Source organism: Streptosporangium jomthongense (assembly GCF_042650425.1).
Lineage (GTDB): Bacteria > Actinomycetota > Actinomycetes > Streptosporangiales > Streptosporangiaceae > Streptosporangium.
Genome location: NZ_JBHSBC010000001.1, coordinates 539,419 through 559,522 on the forward strand (window position 1 = coordinate 539,419; position 20,104 = coordinate 559,522).

Below are 20,104 nucleotides of genomic sequence, written 5' to 3' on the forward strand. Positions count from 1 at the left end.
GCCCCGACACCTTCCAGGCTTCCTCAGCGCCGTTCGAAACGCCCGTCCTCGGCGCCGACGGAGTGGGCGAAGAACTCGTAGGCGGCCTCCATCCGCTCACGCGCGTCGTCGAGGCCCAGGGGGGTGGCCGGGAGCCCCGCGTCTTCGAGGATCTCCTTCGTCCTGCGCTCCCTGTCGTCCTGCGCGACCCCGATCGCCCGCATGAGTTCCTCCGCCAGGACGTGGCTGTCCAGGCGCATGACGCGAGGGTTGAGGTCGATCCTCTCGACCCTGCCCGAGGGGTCGACGGTCACGCCGATCAGCCCGTCCGCCCCGGTTCCCGTGCCGCGTACCTCGTCCAGTTCGCCTTCGATCTCGGCCAGGCGCGCCGTCTGACGTTCGGCGTCTCTGCTGATGCGTTCCAGGTCTTCCAGCCCGAAGTTGGTGGGATCGAACACCACGCGCCTCCTCCTGACGATGAGTGACAACAGATAACCGAAATCACTCCTGACACCAGAAAAGCCACACGGTACCGTAAAGATCACTTAAACACCGCTGTTCACATGCGAAACCACCAGATGTCCAAAAGCTGAACTACACGGGGGTACGTCGGCGGATGAGTCAGAACATTCACGTCACCTCGACCTGCATCGCGAACATCCAGCGCAACCTCAACGAACGGGTGGTACCGGCGTTCGAGGACCTCAAGACGAAGATCGACGAGACCAACGTCGACAGCCCCGGGTTCGGTCTGCTCGGTCTCGCCTTCGGCGGCGCGTACGAGAGCACGCAGCGCGACGTCAAGAAGTCCGTCGAGGACGCCACCGCCGCGATCAACGCCTGGGTCGGCGCCCTGGAGACCATCAAGCAGAACTGGAGGGACGCCGAGGACGCGAGCAAGGTCACCTACTCATGACGGCTCCGCCGGAAGGCGCCAGCTCCTCCATCCGGGAAGTCCGGGAAGTCCGGGAAGAACGACGGCAGCGACAGCAAAGGCGGCGGAGAAGGTGACGGGACCGAAGGTCGACCTCACCCACCATGGTCGGGCGGCGACGGCGGCGCGCAGGGAGCTCACGGCTTTCGCGGACGAGGCCCTCAAGGCGCTCAGGGCGAACGCCAGGCCGGTTCCGGCCCTGGCCACCGCGGTGGCCATCGTGAGCACGGCCGTGGCGAACACCCCGGGGATGAACGACGCCAAGGCCAACTGGAACGCCCTGGCCAAGGCCCTTGAGGTCGCCTACCCCTCTCTCATCGGCAACGCGGTCTTCCTGTCCCGTGCCGACTGGCAGGCCGACGACCGCGAGGAGTTCCTGAACGCGACCGCCCTGTTCAGCGGCGAGCTGCAGAAGCTCAGCGGCGTCTGCTACACCCTGGAGGGCAAGGTGGACGCGGTCCACCAGGCGTACTACGACTACTGGAAGGGAATCCTCGTCCTTTCCTCCGCGGTGGCCCTCTACATAACGGCCATCCGACTCGCGAGCAGGGGAAATCCGGCCACGGCCGCCGCCGCGCAGGTGGCGCTCCAGCGAATCGGCCCCATCGTCAACAGCCTCGCGGCCAAGATGACCGCGCTTCTGGGCGGCTACCTCGCCCTGATAGGCACCACCCTGCTTCCCCTCACGCAGCGGATGCTCGACCTGAACAACATCATGCCAACCGGCGCCATGAAGATCGACTTCAAGAAGGCCGTCATCTCCACGGAGCCGCCCTCGGCCTGGGTCGCCCCCAAGCGTGAGGTGGGGGAGCCCGCCTCGAACAAGCCCGACCCCAAGGTCGACGCGACACTCGACAAGATCAACGGCAGGTAGCGCCGGGTCAGAAACCCGAGGACAGGTCCCGCAGGGTGCGGGCCAGGTCCTCGCCGATCTCCTCAAGCTGGCGGCGGGCCGCGGCCATGTCCAGCGTGATCGGCTCGCCGCCCGTCGCCTCGCTGATCAGTTCCTCGCTACGGCACCGCGCGTCGTCCTGCGCCGCGCGGACCGCCTCGGTGACCGCCTCGGCGATCGTGGCGGTGTCCAGGCGCGCGATCCTGGGGTCGAGGGTGACGCGCTCCAGGCGTCCCGTCGAGTCGACCACGGCCCGCGCCATGCCGTCGGCCGCCTCGCCCTCTCCGGTGATCGCGCCGAGCTCGTACTGGACGCCGCCGAGCCTGTTCAGCATCTCGTCGCTGCGCCGTACGAACTCGTCGAGACCTTCCGGGGTGTCCAGGCGCAGGTCGTCGAAGTCGCGGTTCATCTGTGTCATGGCGCCGGAAGCTCTCTCTTGGGGGCCAGCCACTGGAAACCCGCCGAGGGCGGGAGCCGGGTCGGCTGCCCGGGTTGCGAGGGGGGCGGTTTCTGGAAGGAGGGCAGGTTCCCCGTCACGATCATCGCCTGGGTGAAGTCGATCTTCGCGGCGCCGGTCGGCGAGAGGTTGAACATCTGCCAGAACGCCTTGCCCGAGAAGAACAGCGAGACGCTGCTCGCCCCCGCGGCGATGATCTTCACCAGCGCGGCGGTCGAGGCGCCGATGATGCTGCTGGCCAGGGTGCCGAGCATTCTCAGGTTGAGCATGGCCGACCCGGCGAACGGTGTCGTCAGCATGGCCGCGGCGATCAGCAGCAGGGAGATCAGCCGGGCGGCCAGCGCGGCGAGCGCGGCCCAGTAGGCGCGGTAGGCGTCGCCGAGCTCGTCCACGATCCCCGCGACGGCCTTGACGTAGGCGCGCAGGCTCTCCACCGCCTCCTGGTACTGCTGGACCGCGTGGTTGAACGCCTCACGGTCCTTGGCGATCCACCCGTCCTTCTCCTTGTCCCGCAGGGAGGCCAGGAAGCTCTTGTTGAGGGTGTCCAGGCGCGAGTGGATCGACTCCCAGTTGTTGTAAGCGTCGGCCATCCCCGGCACGTTGGCGACCGCCGTCCCCGCGATCGCCACGCCCGCCCACAGGGTCGGCGCGAGCCGCGCGCCCTTCTCCAGACTGCTGATGATCTTCGAGGAGTTGACGACGACGCCCTTGGCGCTGCGTGTCGCGGTCCTCCACCGGGGCCTGTTCGAGGCGGTCATCGGCGGACGACGACGCCGCTGGCCGCTTCCGCGGTCTTCCAGTTGCCCTCGGCCGTCAGCAGCCCCTCCTGCCAGGAGGCCAGGACGTCGAGGGCCTCGGTGAACCTCTCCTCCATCTGGCGCTGGATCTGGCGGTACCTGATCCCGATCGCCACCTCACCGGCCGCCCCCCAGCCGGGAAAGGACACGTGGGTGCTCGCCACCATGTCCCGCAGTTCCCTGACCTTGGGGATGGTGGTGTCCGTCACCTCGGTGTGGAGTGCTCGAATCGCGTCGGACGTGACGTGAATGTCCAGCGCCATGTGCCCCTCCTTGATCAACGGTCGTTCCTGTATCTCCTATCACCGCCCGGCCCGCCGTCCCGGCTTTCCCGGACCTTGTTCAGCGGGCTTTCGATGATCGGAAACGCTCTGGACGGCAACCGTTTACATCCACCACAAAAAGGACCATTTTCAAGATCGTCCTTCTATGCTTGCGGTAACGCATCCAGCGATACGGGGGTTGGGATGCAGACCCGGCGTGACCTCTACCAGGCGTACAGGCTGATGACGCAGCGCCTGGGCACCGCCCTGCTCCAGGGCGAACCAGACCTGCCCGAGTCGCCCATGCGCAGACACAACGTGGCGATGTTCGGCGGCGTACTGGTCGCCGTACTGGTCGCGGCCGTCTTCGGCGTGATCGGCCTGCTGCGGCCGGGCAACGCGACCGCGCTCACCGACCCGGGAACCGTGATCGTCGAGGAGGAGACGGGCGCCACGTTCGTCTACAGCGCCCCCCAGGGCACGATGATCCCGGTCGTCAACATGGCCTCCGCGCGGCTGCTGGTCGGCCAGGAGAACGTGAAGGTGCGTGTGGTCAGTTCCGCCTCGCTGTCCGGCTACCCCCGCGGCACGCTGGTCGGCATCCCCGGCGCCCCGGAGTCGCTGCCCGCCCGCGACCGCCTGGTCCGCTCCCCCTGGTCGGCCTGCGTGGTCGAGGGGGCGGACGCCAACGGCGAGCGCAGGCCGTACACCACCCTGGTCGGGGGGTTCGCCGTCGGCGGCGAACCGATCGGGCAGGACAAGGCCATGCTCGTCGAACAGGACGGGCAGGCCTGGCTGCTCTGGTCGAACCAGCGGATGCGCGTCTCCACCGAGGGGGCACGGGCGCTGACCGAGGAGCGGCCCCGACAGGTCCCGCTGGCCTGGCTCAACGCGTTGCCCGCCGGGCCCGACTTCCGTTCTCCCTCCGTCCCCGGCCTCGGCCGCCAGACGCGTGGCCCCGACGGCGGCGCGTCGATCGTCGGCAGGGTGTTCACCGTTGCGCCGGTCGCCGGCGGAGGCGCCAAGTGGTACGTCCAGCTGGCCGACGGCCTGGCGCCCCTCACGCCGGCCCAGGCCGCCCTGCTGCTGCAGGACCCCGGCAGCAAGAAGGCGTACGGCCGGGCCCCGGTCAAGGCGATCGAGCTTGACCCGGCGACCGCGACCGGCGCCAGGCGTTCGGCGACCTCGATGGGCGGCGGCGACCTCCCGAGGACCATGCCCGCGGTCATCACCCCTCCGTCGACCAGCCCGGTCTGCGCCGTCTACGCCGACACCGAGCGCGGCTCGGCCAAGGCGCTGCTGACGGTCGGCAGCACGGTCGCGGTCCCCACGCCGCCGAAGGGCTGGTTCAACCAGGACGTGGTCGACCAGGTGGTCCTGCCGTACGGCGGAGGCGCCCTGGCCGGGCTGCTGCCCGGGGACGGCAGGCTGGACGCGATCCAGTCGCTCTACCTGGTCGACGACCAGGGGCGGCGGCACGCCGTCACCTCACCGCAGGCGCTGACCGCCCTCGGCTACACGACGCAGGACATCGCCCCGCTGCCCGCGCACCTGGTGCACCTGATCCCCGAGGGACCGGCGCTCGACATCCCGGCGGCCAGGAAACCGGTGCAGGCCGACCGGCCCCGGACCACCGGGCCGCAGCAGCGACAGTGACCGGTCAGAAGACGCCGGGAATGATTCCGCCCTTCGGCTTGGGAGGCTTCAGCGCGGAGGTGTCCGGCTTCACGGTGAGCCCGGTGCTCTTCTCGTACTGCAGGTTGACCTGGGTGAAGTCCGTCTCCAGCTCCGGCATCGACTGCATGCCGTAGAACAGCCGCCCGTGCTCCTTCGCCATGTCGTTGACGATCATCAGGATCACCGAGACCGCCCCGATCGCCAGCAGCTTCTTCTTGAGCACGGCTCTGACGACGGCGTCGAGTCCCTTGAGAAAAGTGTTGATCTGCAGCATGAGACCCGCCCGCAGCGGCGGGAAGGCCCACAGGGCGAGGGAGGCGGCCGCCGCGACGGTCATGGCGCCGATCACGAGCGTGGCGAACTGGAAGGTCCTGTGGTACAGGGACGCGGTCTGGTCGAGGGTGTCGGCCGTTCCCGCGCGGAAACTCTTGACGCCGTCCAGCTGGGTGACGAATTCGTCGATGGTGGCGGCGAAGAGCTTCTGCGCGTCCCCCTCCCACTTGCCCTCCTTCTCGGCCCTCCCCTTCAGGTCGATCAGTTGTTGTTTGAGCGTGTCGATGTCGACCCCGCCCGCCCCCTTCGGGTCACGCCACTCACCGGCCGCCTTCGCCATGTCGCCGGGGTTGGAGACCATCGTCCCGATGGCCGCGACGATGAGGTAGGCCCCCGGATGCATGAGGACGGCCGCGGCGGCGAGCCCCGTCGGGATCAACGACATGTATCCCCATCGATCACTCTCGTAGGCCACGGCTCGTCTCCTTCTCCGGCATCCGGTTCCCGCTCATACGCCTCAGCGTTCCGTCTCCCTCGGGCCGCGGCCCGAGGGGGTCAGTCATTCCTGGCCGATCACCGGTGGGGCGATGTCCTCGTCGCCGCCCCAGACGCTCTCGTCCTCCGAGGTCCAGGTGGTCTTCTCGCGTTCCTTGCCCTGCTCGCCGCCCGCGCCACCGGGTGCCATCGGCATCATCGGCATGCCGCCCATGCCACCCGCGCCGCCCGTACCCGTGCCGGACAGGCCGCCCGGGAGGGACCCGTTGCCGCCGACCCCGGAAAACCCGCCGCCCCGGCCGGACGAGCCCGGCCCCAGCGTGTCTCCCGTCCAGGTGGTACCGCCCGGCAGTCCCGAATTCCCGGTCGGCACGTTACCCAGGTTGCCCACGTTGGGAGGGTTGTAGGACGACAGGGCGGTCTTCGTGGGGTCGTCCAGCCCGAGGCCGGGCTTGTTGAGGTCACCCCCGATGCCGTTCGGGTCGGGGAGCTTGGCCCCGGGCAGATTGGAGTCCGGCAGGTTTTGGTTCGTCCCGTTCTGGCCGGGGAAATTGGTGTTGTCAGGGAACTTGACGTCGTCAGGCTTGGTGCCTTCGAGGGATCTGGTGTCGTCGGGGAACTTGCGGTCCAGCAGGTCCTTGTCCAACGGATCCGTCCCCGACCCGGGGAACTTCATACCGTCACCGGCCCCACCGTCGAGGCCACCGCCCATCTTGGGGAGACCGGCACCTCCCAGCTTGCCGGGGCCTCCCAGATTGCCGGGACCCCCCAGACCGCCGGGGCCTGGCTTCTCCTCGGTCGTGCTCGCCTTCTCCGCGGCCGCGTAGTTCTCGGACGCGGCCTTGAGAGCCGCGTTCCACGAGTCGATCGCCGCCTTGCCCGCCTTGAGGGCGTTGACGGCGCCGTCGCGGGCGGTGTCGTGGGCGGTGTTCAGCCCTATCCCGAGCACGCCGAAGGCGGGCGGGGCGATGCCGATCGAACCGGTGCCGTGGATGAGACCGTCGACGTCCTTGGCCCGGCTGCCGAACTCGGTGCCGAGGTTCTTCAGCTGGTCATCGGTGAACGAGACGACCTTGGCGGGACCACCGACCCCGAGCGAGATCCCGTCCAGTGGCGAATCGCCCATTTCCTCTCCTCACGACATCCTCACGACAGACCATCACATCAGACGATCACGGGGGGAGTGGTGTCGCCACCGTTGCCCCAGACCTCGTCGTCCTCCAGGAGCCAGGTGCTGCTCTCCCGGTCCTGGTTCTCCTCCGAACCCGCGCCGCCGCCGGGAGCCATCGGCATCATCGGCATCCCCGGGGTTCCCGCGCCCCGAAGCCCCCCGGCCCCCGCACCGAGGCCTCCGGCGCCACCGAGGCCCCCGGTGCCGCCCGGCAGGCCGACCCCCACCCCGACGCCGGTTCCCGTTCCCGTGCCGGCGTTCGTACCGGTGCCGATCAGGCCGTTGGCGTTGCCGAAGGTGCCCGCTCCCTGGCCGTTGGGCAGACCGAGTGTGCCGTTGCCCAGGTCGTTGGGGTTCAGGCCGGCGAGGGAGGTCGAGCCGGTACCGAACCGGTCGTTCGGATCGGTGCCGGGGAGGGAGCCGTTCACGGTTCCCGGGTTCGTGAGGTTCGGGTCGGAGCCGTCGGCGCCGGAGCCCGGACCGCCCGTCCCCGAACCGGGCGGGAAGCCGTCCACCGATCCGGGCCCCTGCCCGGGGAGGTCCTTGCCGCCCTGTCCTGAACCGTCCAGGCCGCCCAGGTCACCCTGGCCGTAGGGGTCCGAGCCGTTCAGGCCCAGGCGGTTGGTGGGGTCGTCGACGGACAGCCGGGTGGGCGTGCCGTTGTAGTCGCCCCCGCCCGGCCCCGTGACCCTTCCCCCGGGGCCCGTGGGCAGGTCGACGCCGCCGTAGTCGGGCATGGGGAGCTGCATCGGGGTCGGCAGCGAGTGCTGCACGTCCTCGGGCAGTTCCCTGTAGTGCTGGATGATCTTCTCGTTGATCTCGTTGAACCGGTCCCTTGCCCTGTCCTCGGCGCGGTACGCGCCGTAGAACGGGATCTGGTCCGCCCAGTCGGTGTCGTGGTCGGAGCGCGAGTCCTCGCCCCGCTTGGTGACGATGTTGCGCTGGGCCCAGTTGAGCGTCTCGGAGTAGCCGCGCAGCGTGGTGCCGACCTGCCGCATCTTGCCCGCCAGCTCGCGGATGCTCCCGTGCAGTCGCTGGAGCTCCTTCTGGGCCTCGACGCTCTCGGCTCCCTTGTAGGTCCCGGCCAGATCGGTCGCCCGCTGCTTGAGGGTGGCCGCGGCCTCCTGGAGCAGGTCGTGCGCGGCGACGTAGTAGTCACCCGCGCGCTTCACCGAGTTCGGCTGGGTGGCGTCCACCCACTCCCTGACCTGGTCCTTGATGCTGTCGAAGAGCGTGACCGACAGGTGCGTCTCCTGCGGCTCGATGCCGTACTTGAGCCGGTTGGAGCCTGTTTCCGCCATGATGGCCTCCCTATCAGGCGCCCGTCTTGGGAGCCGTGCCCTCGTTCGCCACCTCAGCGCCGTCGTAGGCCTTGGCGATCTCGTAGAGCGTGTCGATGACGGCCTTGTACTGCTCGATCGTCGAGGAGTACAGGCCGCCGCCCTTCTGGCCCCGCTCTCCGACGAGAACCGAGTAGGACGTGTTGATCGCCATGGTGAACTGCTGGGCGGTCAGCCACTTGCCGAGGTGCTCGTCGCTGAGCGCGCACTGCAGTTGCAGGTCGGGAAGCGACCCGCCCCCCGGGGGAGGCCCCGGCAGTTCGGCGCGCTCTCCCCTGGCCGTCGCCACCGCGGTCGCGGGGGGCTGCGTGGGGGTCGTCAGCTTCTGCAGCGCCTTCTCCAGCAGCCCGGCGATCTCCTTGATCGTGGCGCGGTTCAGGTCGGGACCGCCCTTGCCGCTGCTGTCGCTCTTGACGGTCAGACCGGGCCAGTCGGGATCGAGCTCGATCGCCATGCCGCACCTTTCGGAAAGTTCGGAAAAGTCAGGTGATGACCGGGGGGATCACGTCTCCACGGGAGTTCCAGACGTCCTGATCCTCGGACAGCCAGGTCGTGCGCTCCTGGCCTTGCTCCTCGGCCCCGCCGCCCGCGCCTCCGCCCGGCGACATGAACGGCATCATCGGGGAGCCGCCCCTGCTCGCCGGGGACGACGCTCCGGGTACGGCTCCCGCCCCGCCTGTCCCGAGGCCGGGACCGCCGAATCCGGGGCCGCCGATCACCGTGGGGGCGAGGGGCGGGCCGGACGTCGTGACCGGGGACACGGGCAGGACCGTGTGCTGCTGGATCGTGGGCGGCGCGACCAGGTTGGTCGGGGCGAAGCTCGCGACCTCGGTCCTTCCCGAGCCGTGGGTGGCGCCGGTGCCGTCGGACGTGGTCTCGTGCCCGCCGATCACGGCCGGGGCCGTGCCGTCCCCGCCCGAACCCGGGCCTGCCGTCTGGCCGCCGGGGCCGGTCGGTCCCGGCTCTCCCGGGGAGCCCTGGCCGCCGGTGCCCGAACCGGGGCCGGTCGTGCCCGAACCGTCGGTGCCGCCGGTGCCGCCGGGGTGACCCGGGGTGCCGGCGCCCTGGGAGCCGTCGTCCGTGCCGTCCGGGCCGCCCGTGCCGCTGTGTCCGCCGTTCGTGCCGCCGGTGCCGTACGGACCGTCGGCCGGTGAGCCGCTTCCCCGCCAGGGGCCGGTGTCCGTCCGCGAGGTGCTCCCGTTGCCCCGCGAACCGGTCGGCCGTCCCACCGAGGAGTAGTCCGTGGTCGTGTAACCGCCGGTCCCCGCGGGTTCCGCGGCGGCCGGAAGCGTGTAGGTGAACTCCTCGGGGATCTTCGCGTAGAGCTCGACGATCTGCCCGTTGAGCTTCTTCAGGAGGTTGCGGGCGTCGACCGTCCCGTCCGCCTCGGGGGGCTGCGGGCCCACCTGAAGCGCCTTCGCCCGCTTCGTGCGCAGGCCTTCCATCTCCTGGCGCGCCGCGGGCAGGTTAACGCCCCCGTACGTCCGCAGGACGGTGCCGACCTCCTTCATCACCGCGGCCAGCTCGGTGCCCGTCGTGTGCAGCATGCGTATGGCCTTGTGCGTCTCGACGGCGGCCGGGCCGCCCCAGACCTGGGCCAGCCTGGCCGCGTTGCCCTCCAGGGCACCGGTGACGAGTTCGATGACGGCGGCCCCGTTGGTGAACCCGAAGCCGGCGTTCTCGATCTCGGCCGGCGAGGTGCCCTTGAGCCAGTCGTCGATCGCCGTGAAGGAGTCGCCGACCTCCCCCTGGACCGGTGCGGCGGCCGAACGGACCCGCACGGTCCGTTTCTGGGTGTCCACTGCTCCCCCTGTCACCCGTTCCCGGCGCCGTTGGCGGTGTTGGCGCCGTCGTACTCTTTCGCGCTGTCCCTGATCGTCTTGATGACCTGGGCGTACTGCGCGACGAACTCCGCGTAGACCTGGGCGAGGACCGCGATCCTGCCGTCCGTGGAGGCTCCCCCGGCGACCGTCTGCCCGAACGTCCGGGCGGCGGGCCACTCGCCGACCTCCTGGCCGCTCAGGTTTCCGCTGGTCTCGACGCTGGCCGCGGAACCCGTCGTGTAGCCCTCGAAGAACGCGGGGCCCGCGAACCCCGCGGCGTACTCCTCAAGCTCCTGCGCGACCTTTCTCATCTGGAAGGTGTCGAACTCGGTGATGTTCGCCACGTCGTCCAGACTCGGCCACTCCGATGCGCTCATGCCTCTCCTCGGCGCGCCCGGCGCCACCCCGGCCGCCGCGTACGGCGGCGGCCGGAGAGCACCCGCTCACACGGCGACCGTGTCAGTGGTTGCTCCAGATGGCCTTGTTCCGCGCCTCGGCGGCCTTGTAGTTCTCGCTGGCGATGCCCAGGGCCTTGGCGGCCTCGTTGAGCTGACGCCCCATCTCCTGCTCCGCGGCGTCCCAGACCTTCCTGTGCTCCTCGAAGAAGTTGGCCGCGTCACCGGCCCAGTGCTCCCCGAGCACCTGCTGGAGCTTGGTGATGAGGTCGTCGGTCGCCTTGTCCATGGCGGTGACGACCTGGAGGAGGCCCAGCTCGGCCTTCTCCATCTCCACGAAGTTGACCTTCGTATAGTCGGACACTCTGTTCTCCGTCCTCGACTGCGGGATGGGCCGTACTACCTGGCGCCGGTGTTGATGAGCGCGTCAACCCGGTTCATACCGGACTGCACGTCCTGGTCGGCCGCGTCGTAGGTGACGGAGCTGTCGCCCAGGTTCTGGGCGATCTTCTCCAGGTCACTCCGTACGATCGTCATCTGCCGGTCCCACTCGCGCATGGCGCCCAGGAACTTGGCCGAAGCAGTGCCCAGCCAGCCCGAGGCCGTCAGCTCCTGCGTGGTCGTCTCGACGCCCTTGCGCAGGCCCTCGACGTACTGCGCGGTGTCCACGACGAGCTCGGACGCCTTCTTGATCTGTGCGGGGCTCGCACCGAAAAACTCCGCCACCGGTCACACCTCCGTGACATAAGGCCTGCTTGTCCGTGGTGGTGTCACGCCCCCGTGCGGACCGTACGGCCCACGCGATGCCACCCGGATGGCCAGAGAAGCCACACGAGCGGACAGAAAGGACTACCCCGACGAACATCATCAGACGGCATGCTAGCCATCAGGGATCACATAGCTAACATGCATTCATATTACGGAAAAGTAAACATTTAGCGTCTTATCTATAAACGAGCAGGCCAGACGAGTGCGTGACTCCTCCATCACGGAAAGAAGTCGGCGAAAAAACGGCGACGTTCCGTGATCTGGAAAGCCGTCTACGTGAACTCACAGTTCGAGACGGCGCCGGATGCGGTCGAGTTCCCCCATCACGTCCTGGAAGGCACGGTCGTAGGCGACCCCCGCCTCCTGGACCTGCTCCAGCGGCCCGTCCGGGCCGCCGAACGTCCTCAGCGGATTGTCCCCCTCGCCGAACGCCTGATCCGCGGCCTCGGCGAGCTGTCTCTGCAGGTCCCTGGACGCCTCGGCGAAGACCTCCTTGATCCGCTCAGCCAGTTCGCCCGAACTGAGCCGCATGGCCTTGGGGTGCAGTTCGAGCCCCCGCAGCCCCTCCGCGGCGTACTCGACCGCGACCAGGCCGTCCTCGTCCTGGGCACGACCGACGAGCGTGGCGATCGTCCTCTGCAGCTCCTCCATTTTCGCGAATTGCGAACTGTTTCCAGAGAGCAGCTTTTCCACGTCTATGTTGGCGAACTCACCGAATTCCATCTCATCCCCTGTCTCTTTGCGGCGCCTTCGGCGCCGCGGGCTTGGGCGCCCTGAGTCGGTGCTTTCCCTCGTCGCTCATCCGCTTCGCTCCTTCGCTCCTCAGTCCAAGCGCCGGCGCGCCCGAACCGAAACCCCTCACGCACGGCACCGGTAAGGCATAAAAAGCCAAACCCCTCACACCTGGCACCGGGGAGAATCGCAGGTCAGCCGGCTAGGCCTCGGATCCAGGTGTAGAGGTCCAGGACGCCAAGGGCCAGGGGGAAGAGGGCGACTATGAGGACGATCTCCAGGATGTCGGCCGCCCTGCCCCAGAAGGGGGAGGGTTTGCCCGACTGCAGCCACAGGCCCATGCCCGCGGGTACGAGCGCGACGCATAGCAGGCCCATCGCCACGGCCAGGGCGACGCCGCCGCCGGCCAGGGCTCTGGAGAACGCCAGTACGGCCAGTCCGAAGACGCCGGAAAGCAGCAGCCACAGTCGCTGCCCGGTTCCCTGGAAGACACGGGCCCGCATGAGGAGCGTCAGTGACAGCGTGGCCGAGGTGGCCAGGGCGACCCAGCCGGGGTCGAAGGCCAGGTAGACCTGCGCCACCACCGAGGTCAGGCCGATTCCGGCGACGAAGCCGGTGGCGTAGCGCTGTGCCTGGGCGGTGCGCTCCATGATGGCCGGGCCGTCGATCCGCTGGTTGTCCAGGCGCAGTTCCTCGGCGTTGGTCGGCATCGAGGGCATCGGCAGACCGGCGAACCTGAAGGACAGCATCGGGAACAGCGGGCCGCACGCCAGCAGGACCGAGGCGGCGATCGCCCCCACCCCTGCCGGGGGTGCCTGGGCGAACATCACCACGGCCGCGCAGACGGCCCCCGTCGCCGAGGCGATGGACACACCGAGGAAGGCCTGCACGCCGTCCGCGACGGCCAGTGTGCCGATGGTCGCGACCAGGCCCGTCGTCGCGAACGCGGCCAGCATGTGCGCCGAGCCGAGCCCGGCCAGCCCCGTGTCCCCGGCGGGCGCCAGCAGTCCGGCGAGGAAGGCGTACGGCAGCGCCGCGCAGCCGATCATCGCACCCGCCGGCGCGTCGCCGACCGCCCTGGACAGCAGGCCGCCCGCGACGGTCAGCAACAGCGCGAAGGCTCCGGCGAAGACCGCCGAGACCCGCCAGGGTGGTCCGGAGAACAGCAGGACGAGGGCCCCGACCACCAGGAGGGCGGTCGCGGCGCCGACCCCGACGAAGCGGGTGTGCCTGACGCCCCAGCCTCCCGGCGCCTCCCTGAAGCCGGTGGCGACGACGTCGGCCACGTCGTCGAACATCGCGGGCGGCAGCACGGCCTCGCGGGGCCGCAGGTAGAGCACCTCCCCGTCGAGCACCCCGAGGGCGCCCAGGCTCTGGCCGATGTCGAGGGGGGAGCCGCCCGGCCGTTGCAGCACCCATCCGGGAGCGGCCGCGGATTCACCCCCGACCTCGCCCATCGCGCGTAACAGGCCCGGCAGGACGTGCGGGAGCGGGATGTCCGCGGGCAGCGCCAGATCGGCCTTCCTGCGGGGGGCGACGATCGTGATGTGGCACATGGGAGGCAACGGAGCGGCGCTCTGAACTGGGAGACCCGGTGTGACGGCCCCCTGGGGGGCCTGAGCCAGCGACCTCACGGTCGTCCTCCCTCTTGGTTGCAAGCATCGTGGAGCATCACGGAAACCACCGATATGCCGGATACGGTAGCGGGGAGAGTAGGGATCACGCGCGACATCCGTCGGCAATCGCTTTCGCCACAGATGTGCACAAACCGACCAGGAAGGCACCTCCAGGGTGAGCATCGTCGTCGTACGGCGCCCAGAGCGCCGTCCCCCGCCCAAGCCCCCGCGAGGTGAGATCCTCCTGGAGTCTCCCCCGGAGATCCCCGAGGTGCAGCCGCAGGGACTGACCGGTCTGCTCACCTACCTGCCGATGGCCGCGGGCGCCGCCGGAATGGGCCTGATGTTCACCGCGGGCGGCACCGGAAGCCCGATCATGTACGTGGCCAGCGGCCTGTTCGCCGTCTCCATGATGGGCATGACCGCCGGTCAGCTCGGCCGCCAGTCGGGCGAGCGCAAGAACCGGCTGAACGGCCTGCGCAGGGACTACTTCCGCTACCTCGCCCAGGTCCGCAAGAAGGTACGGCGCGCCGCCAAGCAGCAGCGCGAGGCCCTCGAATGGAGCAGCCCCTCCCCCGACTCCCTGTGGTGGGTGGCCCTGGGTCCCCGGCTGTGGGAACGGCGCCCCCGCGACGACGACTTCGGCACCGTACGGCTCGGCACCGGGGTGCAGAAGCTCGCCATCCAGCTCATCCCGCCGGACTCCAAACCGGTCGAGGACCTGGACGCCCTGTCGGCGGGCGCGCTGCGCAGGTTCGTCAGGGCCCACTCGACGGTCTCCGAACTGCCGGTCGCCGTCGCCCTGCACTCCTTCGCGCGGATCAACCTGACCGGCGACCCGGTGGCCGTGCGCGAACTGGTCCGCGCGATGGTCGCCCAGACGGCCGTCTTCCACTCCCCCGACGACATGCGGATCATGGTGTGCGCGGGCGAGGAGTGGATGGCCCAGTGGGAGTGGATCAAGTGGCTGCCCCACGCGCTGCACCCCGAGGAGACCGACGCGGCGGGCCAGGTGCGGCTGATGACCGACAACCTGGCCGAGCTGGACCGGCTGCTCGGCGGGGCGTTGAAGGAGCGGGCGCGGTTCAGGCCAGGAGCCTCGCCGGACGCGCTGCCGTACCACGTGCTGATCCTCGACGGCGGGCACGTGCCGCACGACTCGCAGCTCGGCACGGACGCCATCCAGGGCGTCACCGTGATCGACCTGTCCGGCTCCGCGGGGCCGATCGAGGAGAAGAACACGCTGCGCATCGACGTGCGGCCGGAGGGCTTCTTCATGGTCAAGATCGACCACGCGGGCAAGCGCAGCTCGACCCGTCTGGGCGACCCGGACCGGCTGGACTTCCTTCGCGTGGAGGGCCTGGCCAGGCAGCTCGCCCCGTTGCGCGCCTCGACCGTCAAGGGCGGGGAGACCCAGGACGCGCTGTCGGTGAACACCTCGCTGACCGACCTGCTCGGCGTCGGTGAGCCGACCCTGCTGGACCCGGCGGTGACCTGGCGGCCGAGGGCGGGACGCAACCGGCTGCGGGTGCCGATCGGCCTGGGGGTCGACGGGCGCCTGGTCGAGCTGGACATCAAGGAGTCCGCCCAGGGCGGCATGGGACCGCACGGCCTGGTCATCGGCGCGACCGGTTCCGGCAAGAGCGAGCTGCTGCGCACGCTCGTGCTCGGCCTGGCCATCACCCACTCGTCGGAGATCCTGAACTTCGTCCTCGTCGACTTCAAGGGTGGCGCGACCTTCCTCGGCCTGGACACCCTCTCCCACGTCTCGGCGGTCATCACCAACCTTGAGGACGAGCTTCCCCTGGTCGACCGCATGTACGACGCGTTGCACGGCGAGATGGTCCGCCGCCAGGAGCTGCTGCGCGCCGCGGGCAACTACGCCTCCCTGCGCGACTACGAGCGGGCCCGCGAGCAGGGCGCCGACCTGGCGCCGATGCCGACGTTGTTCGTCGTCATCGACGAGTTCAGCGAGCTGCTGACCGCCAAACCCGAGTTCATCGAGCTGTTCGTGATGATCGGACGGCTCGGCCGTTCGCTCGGCGTGCACCTGATGCTGGCCTCCCAGCGCCTTGAGGAGGGACGGCTGCGCGGCCTGGACACCCACCTGTCCTACCGGATCGGCCTGCGGACCTTCTCGGCCATGGAGAGCCGGGTCGTGCTCGGTGTCGCCGACGCCTACGAGCTGCCGTCGGCGCCGGGCAACGGCTACCTGAAGTTCGAGACGACCGGGATGACCCGGTTCAAGGCCGCCTATGTCTCCGGTTCCTACCAGCCCGACCCGCTGTCCTCCGTGGCGCGGGGCGGGGCGGCGGGCCTGCACCAGGTCGTCGAGTACGGTCCCGGCTTCGCCCCGGTCCCCGTCATCGAGGAGCCGCCCAAGGAGCTGACGACGGGGGAGATCCCCGTCGAGCGCGCCGCCGCCAGCCTGCTCGACCTGGTGGTCGGCAGGCTGGCCGGGCAGGGACCCCCCGCGCACCCGATCTGGCTGCCGCCGCTCGGCGACCCGCCGACCCTGGCCCACCTGCTTCCGCAGATCTCGGTCACCCCACAGCTCGGGCTGAGCACGCCGAGCTGGGCGGGCCGAGGCAGGCTGCACGCCGTCATCGGCGTCATCGACAAGCCCTTCGAGCAGCGCAGCGACCCGTTCTGGCTGGACCTGTCGGGAGCCGCGGGTCATGTCGGCGTCGTCGGCGGCACGCAGAGCGGCAAGAGCACGGTCCTGCGCACCCTGATCACCGGCATGGCGCTCACCCACACCCCACGTGAGGCGCAGTTCTACTGCCTGGACTTCGGCGGTGGCTCGCTGGCCGCGCTTGAGGCGTTGCCGCACGTGGGCGGGGTGGCCAGCCGCCTGGACGGTGACCGGGTGCGCCGTACGGTCGCCGAGATCTCCGCGCTGCTCCAGCGGCGGGAACGTGACTTCGCCGAGCAGGGCATCGACTCGATCACCGCCTACCGGCAGCGGCTCGCGGAGGGGGCGGAGGGCGACGGCTACGGCGACGTGTTCCTCGTCGTCGACGGCTGGCTCACGGTCCGGCAGGACTTCGAGTCGCTCGAACCGGTCATCACCGACCTCGCCGCCCGCGGTCTCGGGTACGGCATCCACGTGGTGGCCGCGACCAACAAGTGGTCGGAGTTCCGGCCGGGCATCCGCGACCTGTTCGGCACCCGGGTCGAGCTGAAGCTCGGCGACGCCTACGAGTCGGAGATCAACCGCAAGTCGGCGCTGGCCGTGCCCGAGGGGGTTCCCGGGCGGGGACTCACCAAGGAGGGTCTGCACTTCCTGTCGGCGCTGCCGAGGATCGACGGTGTGCGCAAGGCCGACGACCTGTCGACGGGGGTGCGCGCGCTGGTCCACGCGATCAGGGACGCCTGGCAGGGGCCGCCCGCCCCGCCGGTCCGGCTGCTGCCCGCCGTACTGCCCGTCGGGACGCTGCCCGGCGTCGAGCAGACCGGGCGCGCCCGCATCCCGCTCGGCATCGACGAGGCGGCCCTGTCGCCGGTGTTGCTCGACTTCGAGGCCGACCCGCACTTCATCGTGGTCGGCGACACCGAGAGCGGCAAGTCGAACCTGCTGCGGGTCATCACCGAGGGACTGGTCGCCAGGCAGACGCCGCAGGAGGCCATGATGATCGTGATCGACTACCGGCGGTCGCTGCTGGACTCGGCGGCGACCGAGCACCGCATCGGCTACGCCGCGTCGAGCGCCGCCGCGACCGACCTGATCAACGACGTCCGCGGCGCGCTGCTCAAGCGGCTGCCCCCGGCCGACCTCACCCCGGAGCAGCTGCGGGACAGGAGCTGGTGGCAGGGCTGCGACCTGTACATCGTGGTGGACGACTACGACCTGGTCGCGACCTCCTCCAACCCGCTGCTGCCGCTGGCCGACCTGCTGCCGCAGGCCCGTGACATCGGTCTGCACCTGGTGATGTCCCGCGCGATGGGCGGTGTGGGCAGGGCGATGTTCGACCCGATCATCCAGCGGGTCAAGGACATGGCCAGCCCCGCGGTGATCCTGTCCGGCAACAAGGACGAGGGCTTCCTGTTCGGCAATGTCCGCGCCCATCCGCTGCCGCCGGGACGGGGTTACTACGTCGACCGCCGGTACGGCTCCCGCCTGACCCAGACGGCCTTCTTCCCACCTTCCGAGGAGACCTGATCGAACCCCGGCAATTGTCCTAATAAGGACACACTTATAGGTCAACCTGCGGATATATGAGGCGCGTCTCCTCGGTGTTCACCGTTCATCCCCACACGCTGGGAGCGCTCCTTGCTCAGACGTCTCGTGGTCTCCGCGGCCCTGACCGCCTCCGTGCTCGTGCCCACCACCGCCTCGGCCCTGGTGGCCGCCGCCGCGCCCGCGGGCGCGACGGTCTCGTGCACCTACCAGCGCTCGGGCAACCACTGGAACTGCGTCACCCCCGGCGCCTACTGCCCCGCCGCCGCCCACGGCAGGTACGGCTACGCCAAGGCCACCGGCCGTAAGTACACGTGCACGCGCTACCCCAACGGGCGGTGGCGCTGGAAGCGCGCCTGACCGAGGCACGGCGCCCCGCCCCACCGGCGGGGCGCCCGTCACACCGTCAACGGGAAACCGATTTATTTACAGAGAGTAACCACCGGCGTCCGAACCATATCTTTCACATATAAGATTTGGTTAATACCCGTGACGCAACCGCTCCCCCGTGGATCACATTTCCGTTACGTAACATCAGAATCCAGCCCATTTTCTTAGACTTTTTTCACACGGCGCCCCTAATGTTCGTGCGCATGGAAGAAACCAGCGCACCGAAACCGAACCGCCGACAGCTCCTCATCGCGGGCGGGGTCAGCATCGCCGCCGCCGGTCTGGGCACCGGCTACCTGGCCTCGACCGCGTCCGCGAGCACGACGGCCGGTGCCGCGCACACCCCCACCCCCACCGTCCCCACTCCCACGAGCAAGCTCTGCCTGCCGCTCTCCAAGGAGACCATCGAGGGGCCCTACTACCTGGACTACGACAAGTACCGTTCGAACATCACCGAGCACAAGCCCGGCGTCCCGCTGCTGCTGCGCATCCAGATCGTCGACTCGGAGAACTGCAGGCCGCTGCGCAACAAGGCCGTCGACATCTGGCACTGTGACGCGCTGGGCATCTACTCCAGCTACGAGAAGGCCTCCTCGGGTGACGGCCCCGGCTTCCCGACCGCGTTCCCCACCGCCTTCCCGACGGACATGCCCACCGGCGCCCCCGGCGGCGGCATGCACGCCGAGCCCGACAGCGACACCACCTACTTCCGCGGTTTCCAGATGACCGACAGGAACGGCTGGGTCACCTTCAGGAGCGCCTTCCCCGGCTGGTACATCGGCCGCGCGATCCACATCCACGTCAAGGTCCACGTCAACGGTGCCTTCCGGCACGGCGCCTACCTGGGCGGCAACGACTGCCACACCGGCCAGCTCTACTTCCCCGAGAAGCTGATCGAGGCCGTCTCCGTGCTGAGGCCGTACTCGACCAACACCAAGACCCGCACCACCAACGAGCAGGACATGCTCTACACCGGCGACACCACCGCCGACGGCATGCTCGACGTGCGCTACGACCCCAGGCACGTGGCCAGGGGCATCAGCGCCTCGATCACCCTCGGTGTCGACCCCGACGCCGTCCACGACGGTCAGGACTGGCCCGGCGGCCCCTTCCCGCCGTTCCCCACCACGCCTCCCGGGACTCCGGCCCCCTCCCCGGCCCCCTGATCCCGCGCGGGTCGATCTCCACCCCCGGCACGCCGTACTTCCATCGGCGTGCTGGAGACCTCCCGGCCTCCTCGTGACCACACCGAGGGCCCGAACGTCTCCATTCCTGTCCGATCGGTCAGATCTGACCGATCGGACAGTTATCATTGGGGCATGGCACGTCCCCCTTCCGCTCTGCGTGAGCACATCCTGCGCTCGGCGCTGCGGTTGTTCTCCGACAGCGGTTACAAGGGCACCTCACTGCACGACATCGCCCAGGTCGCGGGCTGTTCGAAGGCGGCGTTGCTCTACCACTTCGCGAGCAAGGACGCGATCCTCACCGAACTGCTGGCCCCGGCGGGCGAGGGCCTGGCCGCGCTGCGGACCCGGCTCGTCGGACTGGACGGTGAGCAGGCCGCACGGGCGGCCGTCACCGGCTTCGTCGACTTGGCCCTGCGGTTCCGGCTGGAAGTCCGGATCCTGTTCCAGGACATCCCCACGATGACCGTCCACCCGGCGCTCGGCGCCGTCCCCGCCACCATCAGGCGGTTACTCACGGCACTGGCCGGGGGCTCGACCGCGCCCTCGGACACGATCGCCGCCTACATGGTCCTGGGCGCCGTCTCCGTCACCGCCGCCGACGATCTCGGCGTGCCCGAGGAGGTCCTGCGCGCCGAGATGATCCGCGGCGCGCTGCGCACCCTGGGCCGCGAGCCCGACCACCCCTGAACCACCCGGACCGGCCCGGCCTCCGCCGGACGCCGGACCTCGCCTGAA

The 20,104-nt window shown here is 69.6% G+C and carries 21 protein-coding genes; 7 read left to right on the forward strand and 14 right to left on the reverse strand.

Going from position 1 to position 20,104, the window contains the following annotated elements:
* Positions 1–23 precede the first annotated feature (23 nt).
* The gene (locus ACFOYY_RS02580; protein ID WP_352010211.1) at positions 24–440 is read right to left on the reverse strand and encodes a YbaB/EbfC family nucleoid-associated protein; all 417 of its coding nucleotides are present in this window, start codon (positions 438–440) and stop codon (positions 24–26) included.
* Positions 441–595: 155 nt separating this feature from the next.
* Between ACFOYY_RS02580 and ACFOYY_RS02585 the strand changes: the two genes are divergently transcribed.
* Both ACFOYY_RS02585 and ACFOYY_RS02590 read left to right on the forward strand, forming a co-directional pair.
* On the forward strand, positions 596–895 hold the full coding sequence (locus ACFOYY_RS02585; RefSeq protein ID WP_352010210.1) for a hypothetical protein: 300 nt from the start codon (positions 596–598) through the stop codon (positions 893–895).
* Between the two features lie 91 nt (positions 896–986).
* A complete protein-coding gene (locus ACFOYY_RS02590) occupies positions 987–1,787 on the forward strand; it encodes a hypothetical protein (RefSeq protein ID WP_362774219.1) in 801 nt (266 codons plus the stop codon).
* A 7-nt stretch (positions 1,788–1,794) separates the two neighbouring features.
* Here ACFOYY_RS02590 and ACFOYY_RS02595 read toward each other — a convergent pair whose 3' ends face one another.
* Genes ACFOYY_RS02595 through ACFOYY_RS02605 form a run of 3 tightly spaced genes read right to left on the reverse strand, consistent with a single transcriptional unit; the run spans position 1,795 to position 3,322 of the window.
* Positions 1,795–2,223, reverse strand: a complete 429-nt coding sequence (locus ACFOYY_RS02595; protein WP_386187391.1) for a YbaB/EbfC family nucleoid-associated protein — start codon at positions 2,221–2,223, stop codon at positions 1,795–1,797.
* Complete coding sequence (locus ACFOYY_RS02600; RefSeq protein WP_386187394.1) at positions 2,220–3,020, reverse strand: hypothetical protein; 801 nt, start codon at positions 3,018–3,020, stop codon at positions 2,220–2,222. The genes ACFOYY_RS02595 and ACFOYY_RS02600 overlap by 4 nt, the downstream gene beginning before the upstream one ends.
* Positions 3,017–3,322 carry a hypothetical protein gene (locus ACFOYY_RS02605; RefSeq protein WP_362774225.1) on the reverse strand — a complete coding sequence of 102 codons (306 nt, stop codon included), beginning with the start codon at positions 3,320–3,322 and terminating at the stop codon, positions 3,017–3,019. The genes ACFOYY_RS02600 and ACFOYY_RS02605 overlap by 4 nt, the downstream gene beginning before the upstream one ends.
* 204 nt (positions 3,323–3,526) lie before the next feature.
* Here ACFOYY_RS02605 and eccB point away from each other — a divergent pair, with 204 nt between their 5' ends.
* Positions 3,527–4,978, forward strand: coding sequence for a type VII secretion protein EccB (eccB, locus tag ACFOYY_RS02610; RefSeq protein ID WP_352010205.1), 1,452 nt, complete (start codon positions 3,527–3,529; stop codon positions 4,976–4,978).
* A gap of 4 nt (positions 4,979–4,982) precedes the next feature.
* On the opposite strand, the gene ACFOYY_RS02615 is transcribed toward eccB, so the two are convergent.
* The 10 genes from ACFOYY_RS02615 to eccD all read right to left on the reverse strand — a co-directional run bounded on the left by ACFOYY_RS02615 (position 4,983) and on the right by eccD (position 13,552).
* Positions 4,983–5,747 (reverse strand): WXG100 family type VII secretion target, encoded by a 765-nt coding sequence (locus ACFOYY_RS02615; protein WP_352010204.1) that lies wholly within the window; start codon positions 5,745–5,747, stop codon positions 4,983–4,985.
* Between the two features lie 84 nt (positions 5,748–5,831).
* Positions 5,832–6,893 carry a hypothetical protein gene (locus tag ACFOYY_RS02620; RefSeq protein WP_386187398.1) on the reverse strand — a complete coding sequence of 354 codons (1,062 nt, stop codon included), beginning with the start codon at positions 6,891–6,893 and terminating at the stop codon, positions 5,832–5,834.
* Between the two features lie 38 nt (positions 6,894–6,931).
* Positions 6,932–8,239 (reverse strand): hypothetical protein, encoded by a 1,308-nt coding sequence (locus ACFOYY_RS02625; protein ID WP_386187401.1) that lies wholly within the window; start codon positions 8,237–8,239, stop codon positions 6,932–6,934.
* Between the two features lie 13 nt (positions 8,240–8,252).
* Complete coding sequence (locus tag ACFOYY_RS02630) at positions 8,253–8,732, reverse strand: hypothetical protein (protein WP_386187404.1); 480 nt, start codon at positions 8,730–8,732, stop codon at positions 8,253–8,255.
* Positions 8,733–8,760: 28 nt separating this feature from the next.
* On the reverse strand, positions 8,761–10,080 hold the full coding sequence (locus ACFOYY_RS02635) for a WXG100 family type VII secretion target (protein ID WP_386187407.1): 1,320 nt from the start codon (positions 10,078–10,080) through the stop codon (positions 8,761–8,763).
* Positions 10,081–10,091: 11 nt separating this feature from the next.
* The gene (locus ACFOYY_RS02640; protein WP_352010199.1) at positions 10,092–10,478 is read right to left on the reverse strand and encodes a hypothetical protein; all 387 of its coding nucleotides are present in this window, start codon (positions 10,476–10,478) and stop codon (positions 10,092–10,094) included.
* A gap of 82 nt (positions 10,479–10,560) precedes the next feature.
* Entirely contained in the window at positions 10,561–10,860 is a 300-nt protein-coding gene (locus ACFOYY_RS02645) for a WXG100 family type VII secretion target (protein WP_352010198.1), read from the reverse strand.
* A gap of 35 nt (positions 10,861–10,895) precedes the next feature.
* Positions 10,896–11,222 carry a WXG100 family type VII secretion target gene (locus ACFOYY_RS02650; protein WP_352010197.1) on the reverse strand — a complete coding sequence of 109 codons (327 nt, stop codon included), beginning with the start codon at positions 11,220–11,222 and terminating at the stop codon, positions 10,896–10,898.
* A 324-nt stretch (positions 11,223–11,546) separates the two neighbouring features.
* Positions 11,547–11,915 carry a YbaB/EbfC family DNA-binding protein gene (locus ACFOYY_RS02655; protein WP_386187412.1) on the reverse strand — a complete coding sequence of 123 codons (369 nt, stop codon included), beginning with the start codon at positions 11,913–11,915 and terminating at the stop codon, positions 11,547–11,549.
* Between the two features lie 275 nt (positions 11,916–12,190).
* Complete coding sequence (eccD, locus tag ACFOYY_RS02660) at positions 12,191–13,552, reverse strand: type VII secretion integral membrane protein EccD (protein WP_362774243.1); 1,362 nt, start codon at positions 13,550–13,552, stop codon at positions 12,191–12,193.
* Positions 13,553–13,787: 235 nt separating this feature from the next.
* Between eccD and eccCa the strand changes: the two genes are divergently transcribed.
* The 4 genes from eccCa (at position 13,788) to ACFOYY_RS02680 (ending at position 20,056) form a co-directional block, all read left to right on the forward strand.
* Complete coding sequence (eccCa, locus tag ACFOYY_RS02665) at positions 13,788–17,774, forward strand: type VII secretion protein EccCa (protein WP_362909477.1); 3,987 nt, start codon at positions 13,788–13,790, stop codon at positions 17,772–17,774.
* 111 nt (positions 17,775–17,885) lie between these two features.
* Positions 17,886–18,152 carry a hypothetical protein gene (locus ACFOYY_RS02670; RefSeq protein WP_352010193.1) on the forward strand — a complete coding sequence of 89 codons (267 nt, stop codon included), beginning with the start codon at positions 17,886–17,888 and terminating at the stop codon, positions 18,150–18,152.
* 233 nt (positions 18,153–18,385) lie between these two features.
* On the forward strand, positions 18,386–19,348 hold the full coding sequence (locus ACFOYY_RS02675) for an intradiol ring-cleavage dioxygenase (protein ID WP_386187417.1): 963 nt from the start codon (positions 18,386–18,388) through the stop codon (positions 19,346–19,348).
* A gap of 153 nt (positions 19,349–19,501) precedes the next feature.
* Positions 19,502–20,056: a TetR/AcrR family transcriptional regulator gene (locus tag ACFOYY_RS02680; protein ID WP_386187420.1), complete on the forward strand. Its 555-nt coding sequence runs from the start codon at positions 19,502–19,504 to the stop codon at positions 20,054–20,056.
* Positions 20,057–20,104: the final 48 nt, after the last annotated feature.